We start from the raw sequence: 13,910 nt of genomic DNA on the forward strand, positions 1-13,910 counted from the left end.
TTCCAAAACTACAAAAGCCTGCAACGTTTCTGTTGCAGGCTTTTTTTTACAACCTCGGATCCACCGCTTCACTTTCCAGCGCAAGCACTCCGAATACACATTCATGCACCCTGCGGAGCGGTTCTTTCTTTACAAACCGTTCCAGCGATTCCAGCCCTAAAGTAAATTCCTGCAGCGCTATTTCCCGTTTCATTTTCACGCTGCGTTGTTTCAGGGTTGGCAGGTTTTCGCCTAAGTCATATTCCGGGCCGTACACAATGCGCAGGTATTCGCTGCCCCGGCATTTCATGGCGGGCTGCATGATGCGGCCTTTATTGGTTGGGATAAACTCTAATGGTTTTACCACCATGCCTTCGCCGCCTTTTTCGGTCATTTCCAGCCACCAGTTTATGCCTTCCTTTACACTGGCTTCATCGTTGAGATCTACCAGCAGGTTGTTGGTGGACAACAGGAACACCTGGTTAAAAGCGCAGATGTTTTTAAGCTGTTCCAGGTGCCAGGTGTGAAGCTGGTCTTTATAGATTTTGCCTTCGGTAGCCAGAATGTGGAACGGGGCGAAAACGAGCCCTGCGATGCCGTTGGTTTCCTGACAGTAGTTGCGGTAAGCAGTCACGTAATCTGCAATGGCTTTTTCCCTGGCAACTGTTTCATGCAATAAGTCTTCTACCGGAATTCCTCTGGCCAAAGCTTTTGTCAATGCAGTTTCGGTTTGGGCAAGGCCGTTTAAAGCGGAAGTTCCTACGGCGGCGTATTGATTTATGATCAGGGCTTTGGCTTTGGAAGACCAGGGCAGCAATTCACCGTCCAGGCAAACCCAATCGGTATGGAATTGTTCCCAAAAACCGGAAGCCGTTAATGCCCGGTGAATTTCTGCCAGGAAAAGCTGTTCGTGCTCCGGGTTGTCGAAGAAGCGGCGGCCGGTGCGGGTGTACATGATTCCCGGGGCCGGCTGTTGCATGCCGAAGCGGGTAACGGCCACTTCCGGATCTTGGCAGACAATGGCGATGGCGCGCGAACCCATATGCTTTTCTTCGCAGATCACTTCATTTACTCCGTTTTTCCGGAAGTATTGAAAGACCTCTTGGGGGTGTTCCAGGAAGTTTGGCAGCGGGCTGGTTTCCGGCGGCGACATGGTAGGCGGGAGGTAGATCAGCCATTTTGGATCTACGGCAAACCGGCTCATTACTTCCAGGGCCGCTACCGCATTTTCTTCCCGGATAATTACCCGGTTGCCGAACCCGGTTTCTACCAGGTATTTGTCTTTAATGATGCTGATATCGAGCAAATCGTCCTGTTGCTGCTGGGCGGAAAGCGCCTGCGTAGGTTCCTCCGGCAGCAGCGGCCTTACCGGTTCTTCGTACACTTTTTTAGCAGAAACAGATATCGTTTCCCGCTCCGGATAACGCAGCGCCGTGAGTTTGCCGCCGAATACGCAGCCGTTGTCGATGTTTACGGTATTGTTGAGCCACTCCACGGTTGGAACCGGCGTATGCCCGTACACCACGGTGGCTTTTCCGCGGTAATTTTTGGCCCAGTTGTAGCGCACCGGCAACCCGAATTCATCGATCTCGCCGGTGGTTTCGCCGTACAGGCAAAAGGCCCTTACGGCAGCGGCCGCTCTCCCGTGCATTTCCTCCGGCAAACCGCCGTGCGCTACTACCAGGTTGCCGTTGTCCAGCACGTAATGCGCGATCAGGCTATCCAGAAAAGCCTTCAGTTCGACTTTAAATTCTTTGTTGGCATTGGTTAATTGCTGCACCGTTTTTTCCAGGCCGTGCGCCAGGTTTACGTCTTTGCCCAACAGGTATTTCTGAAGTTTGTCGTCGTGGTTGCCGCGGATGCACAGCGCTTTGCCGACTTTAACGGCATCCATTACCAGGCGCAACACTTCCGGTGAATCCGGGCCCCGGTCTACCAGGTCGCCGAGGAAGATCAGTTTGCGGTTTTCCGGGTGCTGCACGTGGTAATGACCATCGGGCAGTTTTTCGACCAAATACCCTAGCGTTTGCAACAGCTCATTCAACTCTTCGAAGCAGCCGTGCACATCGCCGATAATATCGAAAGGGCCGTGCTCTTCCTTTTTGTTGTTCCAGAGCGGTTGTCTTACGATGGTTTGCTCTTCCGAAGTATCTACAAAATAGGTGTAGCCAAAGCCTTCGTGTTTGATCGATTTCAGGGAGCGCTTATAGCTGTCGAACTGCTTTTCCAGCACGGCTTTGCCGAAGTTCCTGTCGGTGCGGCCGGCGTGGCGTTCGAAAGCGGTTTTGATGGGTGTTTCCAGCACAATGGCGGCGGCCAGGGCATAATTGTCTTTTGCCAGCTGCACCAGTTTGGCCCGGTCTTCCTTGCGGATATTCAGCGCATCGATCACGGTAAGTTTACCGCGTTTCAGGCGTTTGGCGGCTAAAAAATGCAACACATCAAAAGCATCTTTGGTGGCATCCAGGTCGTTCTCATCGTCGGACACCAGGGCCCGGCAGAAATCAGAGGAAATGATTTCGGTTGGCTTAAAGTACTTGCGGGCGAAGGTGCTTTTGCCGGAGCTGCTCGGCCCGACCAGCACCACCAGGGCTATTTCCGGTAGTTTTATATCTTTCATGGTATATGGTGACCTCATCCCCCGGCCCCTTCTCCTAAAAGGAGAAGGGGTGACTTGGGAGTGTGGGTTTTTCGTTTTGTTTTGGAGGTATTACTTGTATGGGCAGTACTTTAATTCTCCTGAAGGAGAAGTGGGGCTCCGGAGGTTTGGTTTTCGTTTGATCCTGATAGTTTTATTTAATTCGGCAGAGTATAAAAGTCCCTCTCCTCAAGGAGAGGGATTTAGGGTGAGGTGCCTTACTTCTTTGTAAAAACCGCGATCTGCGATGGCGCCCCCACTTCAGGTTCTTCCGGGCCGACCGGCGATATGCTTACCCTGTAGCCGTATTGTTCGCCTACTTTTTCGCACCAGTTCCGGAATTCCGGGCGGCTCCATTCAAAGCGGTGGTCTTCGTGGCGGAAGTCTTCGGCCTGCAGTTTCTGGTAGATCACGTTGTACTCGGCATTGGGGGTAGAAAGCACGATGGTTGGCGGACTGGCCAGCCCGAAAACCACTTTTTCCATGGCCGGTAAACGTTCTTCGTCCAGGTGCTCGATCACTTCTACCATCGCGAGGGCATCGTAACCGGAAAGCCTTTCGTCCTGGTACGTTACCGAGCCCTGGAAAAGCGAAAGGCGTTCGCGCAGGGCCGGGGCGGCATCGGAAAGGTGCAGGTTTTCTTTGGCTTTTTGCAGGGAGCTGAAGGATACATCCATGCCCGTGAGTTTTTTAAACTGGCCGTCCTGCAACAGCAATTTCAGCAGTTTGCCTTCCCCGCAACCCAGGTCTAAAACCGAACCGGCGCCGCTGGCTTTCAGCAGTTCAAAAGCTTTTTGCAGGCGCTGCTGGTGCAGATTTAGCGTTACCGCATTTTCCGGTTCCTCCGGGGCTAAGGCTTCTTCGCCGGCCAGCCGGAGCAGGGCTTCGTTGGAGTACCTCCGCAGGTTTTTAAAGTAGCGCCGCGTGATCCATTCTTTCTCCGGATGATCTTCCAGCCAGCCCTGGCCTTTCTGCAGCAGGATCTCGATGTCGTTGCGGGAGATCCAGAAGTGCTTATCGTTGTCGAGTACCGGAATGAGTACGTAGAGGTGGGAGAGCAGCGCTTTTAAAGGAAGGGTGTGCCGCAGCTCCAGGTTCACGTATTTGCTCAGGCCCCAGCCCGGGAAACGCTCGTCGAGGGGCAACTGCTCGAATTGGGTAGCATACCCCAAAGGCCCGAACAGTTTTTCCAGCAATTCCGGACCGCCATCTGCTTTCAGCGAAGCCAGCTTTACGGTAAAGGGCATGGGCGTATCTACCAGTTCCGGACGGGCGTTGCATTTGCCGTTCAGCGCCGAACCGAAGGCTTTGGTAATGGCAGAACTCAGGAAAGAATTGCTGGTATAGGGGCGGTCGTTTACGTAATGCTCCTGCAAGGTGGGCGAAGGACTTTTCCGGCTCCGTACCAGCTCCACCGGGTTGATATCCAGCATCAGGCAGGCGGTGCAAATTTCCGGACTTGCTTCCGGGTAGAAAATATGCGCCTTGCCGGTGCTGAGCGCAACGGTTTGCAGTTTGTCCGGGTGTTTATGCAGTAAATAGCCCAGGTCGGTTGCCGGCTGGTAGGTGGTGGTGATTTCCAGGATCATAGCGTTGGTACGGAAAGTTTCTTAAACGAAAAAATACGCAACAGTAGCTAAAGGAACAAACGCACCTGCCGAAACGCTATCGTTTCTGCCGGAAAAAGTAGCAGCGCCTGGCCTTTTGCTTTCGTTGATGATTCAAAATTGGGAGGCCGGTGCGCAGTCTTTTTGCGTAGGGGAGTATGTTTTTAAAATTTTTGAAAATATAGTTGTTGGAAATAAAGAGAAATTATTTATTCATTATTATGAAAGAAAACATAATATTGACGAAGAATTAAAAAAGTTCTTTTAAACTCTTTTAATTTACCTTTTCTATAATCTCAAATGAATGAAAAATAAAACAGAGTGGGAATTAAGTTGGACTAAGTTTCAGAATTGGCTTTTTAAGAAAGATACGATTTCAATATTAGTTTTTATTTGTGCTATAATAATCTTCAACAAGCCAATAGAAGGGCTACTGACTAAATTAGTAGTAAATCCTTTACTTTCATATTGTGATAGCAGCATTACAAATGATGTAATATTTGGTCTTCTAATTCTGGGATTAGTTTTTTATGCGATAAGTAAACGGAAAAAGATTGTTGCTAATAATAATTTATTCACTCTGGTAGCTGTAAGCACTCTTTATCTGTATTACAGAACCAACGGATTAATATGGGAGTTTAAACCATTCTCAATATTGCCTTTTATTTATTACGCGGATATCTTGTTGTTTGGGACTGGAATAGCCTTTATTTTTTGGATAAGAATAATCTTTAAAAACAAACAAGACAGTAGTTCTGAAGGCTCTTTTTTTGACGATGAACCTTTAAGCCCAAAAAAGCAAGACGAATTAGGGTATAATGAGTTTGCTAAAACTATTGCAAATAAAATAGAAGCTACTAATCTTGAAAAATCCTTTGCTATTGGGATTAATGCTAAATGGGGAATGGGTAAAACTTCATTCTTTAATTTAATAAAGAATAATCTAAATTCAGAAGAGAATATAATTATCGATTTTAATTCATGGAATAGTAGTTCCCCTAAAGCTATAGTTCAAGATTTTTTTGATACGCTTCAGGAGGAATTACGAAATTATTATTCCTCCTTGTCTCATGAACTAATCAAGTATTCAGATAAATTAGTAGCATTAAGTGACAATACTATTACGCAATCCGTCAAAGCAACTGCAGGTATTTTAAGTTCGGATAATTCAGTGGTTACGTTACATAATGAAATAAATATCAAGCTTAAAAAAATTGATAAAAGGATTATAATTTTTATTGATGATTTGGATAGGCTTGACAAATTTGAAATTATTGAAGTAATGAGGCTTATTAGAAATACTGCTAATTTTTATAATACAGTATTTTTAGTTGCCTATGATAGAGACTATGCTTTACAAGCAATTAGTGAGCATAATGCTCATAACTTTCAGTCTTTCCTTGAAAAAATATTTCAATTAGAGATTAACTTACCATATTTTGAACCCAGGATTTTTAAAGAAAAGTTATTGAAAAATTTAAAGGAGTTACTCCCTAACTTTCTTCATGAGATAGCTGAAAGTACTTTGTTTAATCAAATACCTGGTAACAAGGATGATATAAACTTCTTTAATTGGATTTCAAGTATGAGGGACGTAACAAGGTTATCTAACTCTTTAGCAGTAACCATGCAGGGGCTATACGGAGAAGTTTTGTTTAAAGACTTTTTATACCTTCAGCTTCTTCGATTAAAGTTCCCAAGTGTATTTGAACATATTTCTAAAAACTTTTACTCTTATTTTATTACAGAACATGATTATAAATACAAGCATTTTTATATTCTAAAATCTTTTGATAATAGGCATGGTAATAATAACACTTACCACTATGCTATAGATGAATATTTAAATAATAATTCTGAATCTTACTTTCTGAGTAAAGACTCAATAAACAATATAATGGCTTTGTTAAAATACTTATTTCTTAAGCAAAACCATTATTGGCCAGAAAAAGAGGAACATTTATCAGTAATTTATCCTTTGCATTTTCGAAAATATTTTGCCTATAATTTAGATGAAAATAGTATTTCGGAAATACAATTCACGAAAGCTAGGGCTTTTTCACAACAAGTGTTTAACGATTTAATAAAAAGCTACTGTGAAGCAGGGAAGCAACTAGAATTACGATATAGGTTGATTGACATCAAAGACTTTAATAGTAGAGAAGATTTTGAAACTGTAATTACTGGTATTTTCTTCTTTGCTAATCAAGAAGCAAAGTCACCATTTAATAGTTTTTCTAAATATGTTGGGTATGATCCCGATGACCTTTATGATAAATTAGCTGATTATAGTTTCTCTATAAGTAAGAAATATTATAATTCTGAAAGTTCATCTGAAGCATATAAAACTTTCCTTTTAAATTTATTTGATCAAGCTCCCTTTCCTTATTCATTTGAAAGTACCATTCTTGGAAAATGGATTAAGAGAGAAACCTTAGAACTGCCATTATCTCAAAGAGAAGCGGAAAGAATTTTAATTAAATTATTTGATGATTATTGTAACCAGACAGAAAAGCTAGATTCTTATCTCTGGAGCTTCTTTCATGACTGTAGAACCTTTGAAATTGTTGATGAGAAAAGAGTTGAAATAATTCCTGAAGCTGCAAAATCAATTTTTAAAGATTTCATTATAAAGAAAGATATTGACAGTTTCTTGGTTGATTTAATACATCAAGACCGCAGAAATGAAGGCAAGTATACCTTAGATAATTTTGTTGAAAAAATTTGGAAAAGCTGGGATGACTTCATCGAAATTATTGAAAGTAAGAAAGATAAAGACTGTATGTATATTCCTGAATTCCTTGAATTTTATAAAGAAGTGAAAAAAGTTGGTTTTGGGAATTATACAAATTTCAAATTCAATATCATACCTATTAAAAATTAAATTAATAAAAAGCCCCACTCCAAAAGAGCAGGGCTTTTCTAATTACAGCCGTTCGTTAAAAGTCCGCACCGCATTTCCTCTTTCCAGGGAAAGATGCTGTTCCCATTGGTTTTGCGCTTTGGTGGCAGCTTGTTCTACCTGCCACAGGTTCACCTTCGCTTTTAAGCGTTCCAGCGCTTCGGCTTTATTCTGGAACTGCGATCTTCTTTCCGAGGCCACCACCGTAATGCCCGAAGGAAGATGCCGGGCCCGAACCGCCGATTCTGTTTTATTCACGTGCTGGCCGCCGGGGCCGGAAGCGCGCAGGGTTTCGTACTGCACATCCTGGTTTTGCCAGCGGGCGAGTCGGGCAACTTCAAACGCCTGCAGGCCTACAAACCAGTTCTTCCGTTTGTGGTATTTGCGATAAGGGCTCGGCGCGATCCACTGAATGGTACCCGTCCAGGTTTGCAGGAAGGCCGTGGTTCCCGCACCTTTCACCTGCACCAGCGCCGACAGCAAGGTGCCGTTCAGGTTGCCTGGTACGGAGGCCACCACTTCGGCGGCCAGGTTCTGGGAGCGGGCTTCTTTCAGAAAAATTTCCAGTACCCGGGCTACTACGCGGCAGCATTCTTCCGGTCCGCGGCCGGCGCTTATCTGAATCATGTATGCTTCCATCAGTCCTATTCTTTATTCATCCGCACGATCTTGGGCATAAACTTTCCATGCACGTCTACCAGCGCCGTTTGTCCCTGCATCACGGTGTCGATGTCTTTGTAAGCCATCGGGCATTCTTCCGGGCTGCCGCCGATCAGCGTTACGCCGGCCGAAGCCAGCATTTTCTTCATGGCCGAAACCGTAAAGCTTTCCCTGGCCCGTCCGCGCGATAACCTCCGGCCGGCGCCGTGCGAGGCGGAAAACAGGGAATCGGGGTTGCCTTTGCCGCTCACCAGGTAACCGGCCGTGGTCATGCTGCCGGGAATAATGCCCAGCTCGCCGGCATGCGCGGGCGTAGCGCCTTTGCGGTGGACGATCACGTTGCGGCCATCAGGGAGCTGATCCTGCCAGGCAAAGTTGTGATGGTTTTCTACCTTCACCGCCGGCTTTTCGCCAATGGCTTTGGCCAGGTTCAGGTGGATCTGGTCGTGGCAGGCCTGCGCATAACGTCCGGCCAGTTGCATGCTCAGCCAGTATTCCTGCCCGGCTTCCGCATCCAAAGAAAGCCAGGCCAGGTTCTGCGCCTGTTTCGGCAGCTTGCAGGCATCCATGGCCAGGTTGGTGTAATGCTTGGCAACTGCCGCACCCATACCGCGGGAACCGGAATGGGAGAGTAAGGCCAGGTAGGTTCCGGCCGGCATGCCCACCGGGTTTCCGGCGAACAATTCGATGAGGCCGAACTCCACGAAATGGTTGCCGCTGCCCGAGGAACCCAGCTGGTAAACGGCTTTGCTGTGCAGTTTCCGCAGCAGGGGCGTGGCGTTGAAATCCGGATGGTCCAGCACTTCGTGTTCCTGCGCAAACGCAATGCCGCCGTTAATGCCGAAGTGCGTGTTTTCCTTCAGGGCTTTCTTTAAATGGTAGCTTTCCGTTTGCAGGTATTTTTCCGGGAGATCGAAGATGGAAAGCGCCATGCGACAGCCAATGTCCAGGCCAACGGCATACGGAATTACGGCATTCTCCACCGCCAGCACCCCGCCGATCGGCAAGCCGAAACCCACGTGGGCATCGGGCATGAGGGCGCCTTGCAATGCAACGGGCAAACGCATGGCCTGTTCCATCTGCAGTTTGGCAGCGCCTTCAATGTTTTTTCTGCCGTAGATCTTTACCGGTGCGCCTTCGGGTTTCAGTTCGAAGGCCTGGAAGGTCTGAGTTTCGGTTTTGACAACAAAGGTCCGGGCGAGCTGCGCCAGGGTTTCGTGCTCTAAAAATGCTTCGGGTTTTTCCTGTACTTCCGATAGCGTTTTCAGCACGTCTTTTTTGGGTAAGTGTTTGAAATGCTTCGCGGCCAGCATAATGGCTATGCTGCGGCTCACATCGTTCACAAACCCGATCTTACTCAGATCTTTTCCTTTAATATTATGTGATTTGCCCATGGGCTTATTTTCTTTTTTATTGAAAATTTATCTTTTAAGTATTTTGGCTTTCTTGAGCCGGCTACCCATTTGGAGGCTGCCTCTTGCAGGGTAGGTTTTGGGGTTAGGTTTTGCCGGGACATAGCTTTAAGATTTAATGGATTTTACAATTGTTTTATTTAAATGCGGCTTGGTTTTATAAGTCAGGCCATTTTATTAGCTGATTTGGATAGCGTTTTAGCTAGTGGTTTCAATTGCATATTTTATCATTCAGGAAAGCACTACTTCAGGATCATCCTGCCTGGCCATTTCTAAAATCCAATCCAGGGGTTTGTTTTTAAGCGGATTACTATAGCGTATTTTCTCTCCGATCCGGTGACTGTAGTAACCAGCCGCGCCGTGAGTAAGCCTGAAATACTTACCATTCAAAAAATTCCGCTCCATGTAATTATCGATCTCATCCATTCGCTTTTCCAGCACTGCATCCTTTATTCGGATCCGGGTTATGAGATTGGGTGCGATTTTCAGCCGGAACCGCCAGGGCTCCGTAAATCTGAAAACGGTACGCCATTCATGGTAAGCAGTTAATTCTTCAGCTTGCTCAAAATAGAAAGCCTGCTCTGCCGGAAGTTGCAGTTTGTGCCATTCATAGAGCGAAATAGAATCCAGGAGTTGCTCTTTCAGAACCTTGATCTTGCGACCCATAAAGCGCCTGGTTTTCGTGAATTTTCGCGTGTCGCTGTACTGAACCGTATTAATTTTATCCAGGATTTCCTGAAAGAAAGCTGCCCGGGGAGTTCTGGCCACGTCTTCACGCAAAACGAAAAACCGTTTAAAGCCTTTTTGCACCGGCGGTACCAAAGGTTCATACCCGAGTTTTCGCAACTGATCTGATAGCGTTTGGCGTTCTTTTCCAAGTTTCCGCAACTGTTTTTCGAAGTCGCTTTTAACCGCTCTTTTTCTTTGTCTGGCAGACCGGAAACGACCTGCCCAAAAGGCATTTACATTGCCCATGTTTTCCCATATACTTGTGTTTTTAATGCTTAAAAGGTAGGTTTTGGGAAACATAAACTGCAGGCCAGGATTACAGGATCGTAATTACTGATATCTGCGTTTGCTAAAATAGAATAATCCCAAAACGGTAGGTGCCTGCAGTAAAAACTGCAGGAAAGGCCGATGCGGCCAGTGTCGTAAAACCGGTTCAGGACTTAGAAAAAAAAGAAGAGGGAGCAAAACAGCGGACAGGAAATTTCAGGGCTTTAAAAGCCTTTCCGGTAACTGTTCTAAAAGTAAAGGGAATAGTTTTACTTACCTCAGACTAAGAGATGAACCGTGGGGACGATATGGAAGTAAGTTCTAGCAATGTATTGATCTCCTATGCTTTTGGGTTGAACATAATACGGAGGTAACGGGGCAAAGGTAAAAGAAAAATTTAATAACGTGCAAATATTTTTTTTTGAAGGTATGGGCGTTTTTCTGATCCTGAATAAAATAACAGGTGAATTTGGCTATTCGGGTCTGGAAGTGGATAAGCTGATCAGGCGACTGTTTGGGATGGAGCCGAAGAATTAAGATAGCAAATGCCTGGTTTTAGATGCTACCTTATCATGCCATTTTCTTTTCCGTAACTTTTTCCCAGTAATCTTCCAGATTGTCTGCTTTCCGGAAGAACGATTTTAGAATTGCAAATGCAAAACTGCTGCCGCCAATAAACATTAATAAGTTCCATGCTAATGGAATTGGTTTTGTGTTGGCTTCTACCAGAATGGCATCTTTGGCAATTTTCAGCCCGTCTTCTTCTAATAGTTGATATTGATCTTTCGTAAAGTTTAAGAGATCATTTTCGGTAATTCCGGAAATTGAAGTGCTGTCCGGCAGAAAGCAGTTTCCATCTTCCAGGCATTCACGCGACATATTTTTGATTTTAACCAATACTCGGGCTTCAACAGGTTTTCCTAAGCGGGCATCCATCATTTGGTTTGCACTTATGATCGGGTAAACTACATCGATGGGGGAACCAGGATTTTCTTCAAAATAGATCATTGGGTCGGCGGCAATCCCGTTGTTGATTTTAAGAAAACGCTTATGCTGCGTACCTGTTTTCTCCAGCTCCAGAATGTTCACTTCGTATTGCTGCTGCGAATGGTAATTAATCAGTAAACCATCTAACCCTTTCCATGAAAGAAATAAAAAGAGGAAACCAAAAATAAATTTATTGGCAATTGTTCTCATATAATTCTAATTGTAAGGAGCATTGAATTTGGAATTGCAGCAACAGCCCGGATGGCAACTAAAGCTGTTTCCGGAACCAGCAATAACCAATTAGTAAAAAATTAAAAATGTATAAAGCTGCTCCGGTTATTCCCGCATGCGGATTTTCTTCCGGAAAAAAATAACCCAAAATCAAGTAAAGCATTGCAGCTATAATCAGGTAGGAAATAAATGCAAAAGCATTTCTAAGCGATTCCTGGCTTTTCATGTAAAACAGGGTGACTAATGGCACTGAAAGCCCAAGCATAATATGGCCTAAGCTCAAAAGAACAGGAATTTCTGCAAATGCTCCTGCTCCATAAAAGCAAGCTGCTAAAAAGAATAAACCACCCAGCATTCCTGGCTGCGCTTTTTCGTTTTTCTGTAATAATTTACCGGCTTCTGCATGAAAGGAAACGATAAAATTAAAGAGTACATCGGTAAATAAACTCAAATGCAGCAGGATCAGGAAAAAGGGCAGAAACAAAGGAGAAACTTTAAATATGAGCCAAACCCCAAGCAGCAGCAACCATTTTTCTGACACCTTTGCTTTCAGCAAATTTGCTGAAACCTGCATAACGAAGCGGTAAAAATCATACTGCATTTTATGGGAAGCCAGTAAATACCTTTTAGCCAGCTCATAATCCGGATTTAGCCTTACTGCTTCTTTAAAGTACAAAATTGCATTCTTGTAATCGCCGGTTTCTCCAAGGGCAATGCCTTTATTGGTGTGGGTATAGAAATTTTCGGGATCCTGTTTCAGGCTGGTCCGAAAGTTTTCGGTTGCCGCTTCCGGTTTGCCCAGCCTTACAAAGATCCGGGCCTGCAAATTCAGGCATTCCACATCTTCCGGATCGTAGCACAAGCCGGTATTTACAACTTCCAGGGCCTCGTTAAGCCGATTCTTGTTAAACAATATCCGGCCAAGCAACGAATATCCGAATCCGAATTCCGGGTTTAAGGTTATGGCATATCGGGCAGCCTTTTCTGCTTCCGGTAAATTCTTTTCACGTTCATAAACCAGGCTAAGAAGTCGGTGGTTATAATCCGATGCTGCGTCGAGGGCAATGGCGCGGGTTGCCGCCGTGAAAGCTTCCGGATAACGGCTCGTTTTCAGGTAGCATAAGCCTAATAGGGCATGCCCAACGCTGTCTTCGGGATTGGTAGTCAGGACCTGGTGCAGTTCCTGTTCAGCCAGCGCATACTTCTGATGATCAAGCAATAACCTTGCTTTTTCCAGATGCGCATCAGAAACGGGAGTCCACATAAATTAAGCCTTACCTTTTGAAAACAACCTTAGTTCAGGGATTGCCTTAACCAGGTATAGCCGATTATGCCACCGTAGAAAAGCTTCATCACAGCCGGGCCGTCTTCCGGCGAAAAAACCACTGTTCCTAAAAACGCTATGCCGGCAGCCGCTAAAACCAAGGTAGCATAGAACGATTTTTTCCGGGCAGTTTTATTCTCCATACTCAGGGTACCGGCCACCGGAAACAGCAAGCCGATAAGCACAATTCCCAGCACTTCGAAGGATTCAATCGCTAAAAAATTGCCCGCCGTTAGCGCAGTAGCGCCACCGGTAAGAAATGCCAGAAAAATATTAGAGCCTTTTATTTGCTCTGCACTTAAAGCCTGCCGGCCATAAGTATTAAACCGGAGCAGGGTATTAAAGATCAGGTCGGAAAACCACGTAAAAAAGATCAGCACGAGGTAAAAAGGAATCAGGATCGGCATTACTCTTACAAAAAGAATAACCCCGATCATCATGCCCCAGCGCGCGCCGCTGCCTAAGCTTAGCATTTTATAATTTAAGTTCAGCACGGCGCGGTAGATCCAGTATTTCGCTTTCAGCGCCTCCACCAAACCTTCGCGGGCAAAATCAGAATTGGGGTTGAGGCGTAAAGCTTCCTGGAAATGCTCTAATGCCTTTTTATACTCCCCGGTTTCGATGTAGCTCCAGCCTTGGTTGGCATGGGTCAGGTCGTTTTCCGGTTCGTGGTAAAAAGCATTTTTGTAACTATCGGCAGCCAGCTTTTTATCGCCTAACAGGTTAAGCGCCCGGGCTTTCAGGTTTAAGCAATCCACATTTTCCGGATCGATGGTTAACCCTTCTTCGGCAATCCGCATGGCTTCTCGGAAATTTTTCTGCTTAAAGAAAACGCTACCTAAAATGTCGTAAAAAGTCGCATCGTAAGAGTCCAGGCGAATGGCTTCTTTTATGGCCGTTTCGCATGCGTCCAGCTTATCTTCGTTGTAGAAAATCAGGCTTTGGATGTAGTGCGGAAAAGCAAAATCTGGCTCTAAGGCAATGGCTAAATCGACTTCCTGTAAAGCTTCCCTGGTTTTTTGCTGGTTCATCAGGCACAAAGCCAGAAAAGCGTGATTTTGAGCGTTGTCCAAATCCTGAGAAAGGGCGTTGCGGAGTTCGGCTTCGGCCAGGTTAAATTTTCGTTGCTGGATCAGAAGCAAAGCTCTGTCCTGGTTTATTGCTTCCATGGCCG

General features: G+C 45.4%; 11 protein-coding genes. 3 read left to right on the forward strand and 8 right to left on the reverse strand.

Features of this window, described 5'->3' with window-relative positions; translation table 11 throughout:
• Positions 1-46 precede the first annotated feature (46 nt).
• Positions 47-2,599, reverse strand: a complete 2,553-nt coding sequence (locus I5M27_RS06380; RefSeq protein WP_200505345.1) for a polynucleotide kinase-phosphatase — start codon at positions 2,597-2,599, stop codon at positions 47-49.
• A 236-nt stretch (positions 2,600-2,835) separates the two neighbouring features.
• Positions 2,836-4,206, reverse strand: coding sequence for a 3' terminal RNA ribose 2'-O-methyltransferase Hen1 (locus I5M27_RS06385; protein ID WP_200505346.1), 1,371 nt, complete (start codon positions 4,204-4,206; stop codon positions 2,836-2,838).
• Between the two features lie 322 nt (positions 4,207-4,528).
• Between I5M27_RS06385 and I5M27_RS06390 the strand changes: the two genes are divergently transcribed.
• On the forward strand, positions 4,529-7,108 hold the full coding sequence (locus I5M27_RS06390) for a KAP family P-loop NTPase fold protein (protein WP_200505347.1): 2,580 nt from the start codon (positions 4,529-4,531) through the stop codon (positions 7,106-7,108).
• Positions 7,109-7,150: 42 nt separating this feature from the next.
• Here the strand turns inward: I5M27_RS06390 and prfH are convergent, their stop codons facing one another.
• The 3 genes from prfH to I5M27_RS06405 form a co-directional block, all read right to left on the reverse strand.
• Positions 7,151-7,765, reverse strand: coding sequence for a peptide chain release factor H (prfH, locus tag I5M27_RS06395; protein WP_200505348.1), 615 nt, complete (start codon positions 7,763-7,765; stop codon positions 7,151-7,153).
• A gap of 5 nt (positions 7,766-7,770) precedes the next feature.
• Entirely contained in the window at positions 7,771-9,180 is a 1,410-nt protein-coding gene (locus tag I5M27_RS06400; RefSeq protein WP_200505349.1) for an RtcB family protein, read from the reverse strand.
• A 249-nt stretch (positions 9,181-9,429) separates the two neighbouring features.
• Positions 9,430-10,227, reverse strand: a complete 798-nt coding sequence (locus I5M27_RS06405; RefSeq protein WP_200505350.1) for a hypothetical protein — start codon at positions 10,225-10,227, stop codon at positions 9,430-9,432.
• 77 nt (positions 10,228-10,304) lie between these two features.
• Between I5M27_RS06405 and I5M27_RS06410 the strand changes: the two genes are divergently transcribed.
• Both I5M27_RS06410 and I5M27_RS18700 read left to right on the forward strand, forming a co-directional pair.
• The gene (locus tag I5M27_RS06410; RefSeq protein ID WP_200505351.1) at positions 10,305-10,481 is read left to right on the forward strand and encodes a hypothetical protein; all 177 of its coding nucleotides are present in this window, start codon (positions 10,305-10,307) and stop codon (positions 10,479-10,481) included.
• A gap of 118 nt (positions 10,482-10,599) precedes the next feature.
• A complete protein-coding gene (locus I5M27_RS18700) occupies positions 10,600-10,731 on the forward strand; it encodes a hypothetical protein (RefSeq protein ID WP_262896442.1) in 132 nt (43 codons plus the stop codon).
• Between the two features lie 33 nt (positions 10,732-10,764).
• Here the strand turns inward: I5M27_RS18700 and I5M27_RS06415 are convergent, their stop codons facing one another.
• Genes I5M27_RS06415 through I5M27_RS06425 form a run of 3 tightly spaced genes read right to left on the reverse strand, consistent with a single transcriptional unit; the run spans position 10,765 to position 13,905 of the window.
• The gene (locus tag I5M27_RS06415; protein WP_200505352.1) at positions 10,765-11,391 is read right to left on the reverse strand and encodes a hypothetical protein; all 627 of its coding nucleotides are present in this window, start codon (positions 11,389-11,391) and stop codon (positions 10,765-10,767) included.
• Between the two features lie 58 nt (positions 11,392-11,449).
• Positions 11,450-12,676 (reverse strand): tetratricopeptide repeat protein, encoded by a 1,227-nt coding sequence (locus I5M27_RS06420; RefSeq protein WP_200505353.1) that lies wholly within the window; start codon positions 12,674-12,676, stop codon positions 11,450-11,452.
• Positions 12,677-12,705: 29 nt separating this feature from the next.
• The gene (locus tag I5M27_RS06425; RefSeq protein WP_200505354.1) at positions 12,706-13,905 is read right to left on the reverse strand and encodes a tetratricopeptide repeat protein; all 1,200 of its coding nucleotides are present in this window, start codon (positions 13,903-13,905) and stop codon (positions 12,706-12,708) included.
• Between the last annotated feature and the right edge of the window lie 5 nt (positions 13,906-13,910).

Source organism: Adhaeribacter terrigena, assembly GCF_016623615.1.
Lineage (GTDB): Bacteria > Bacteroidota > Bacteroidia > Cytophagales > Hymenobacteraceae > Adhaeribacter_A > Adhaeribacter_A terrigena.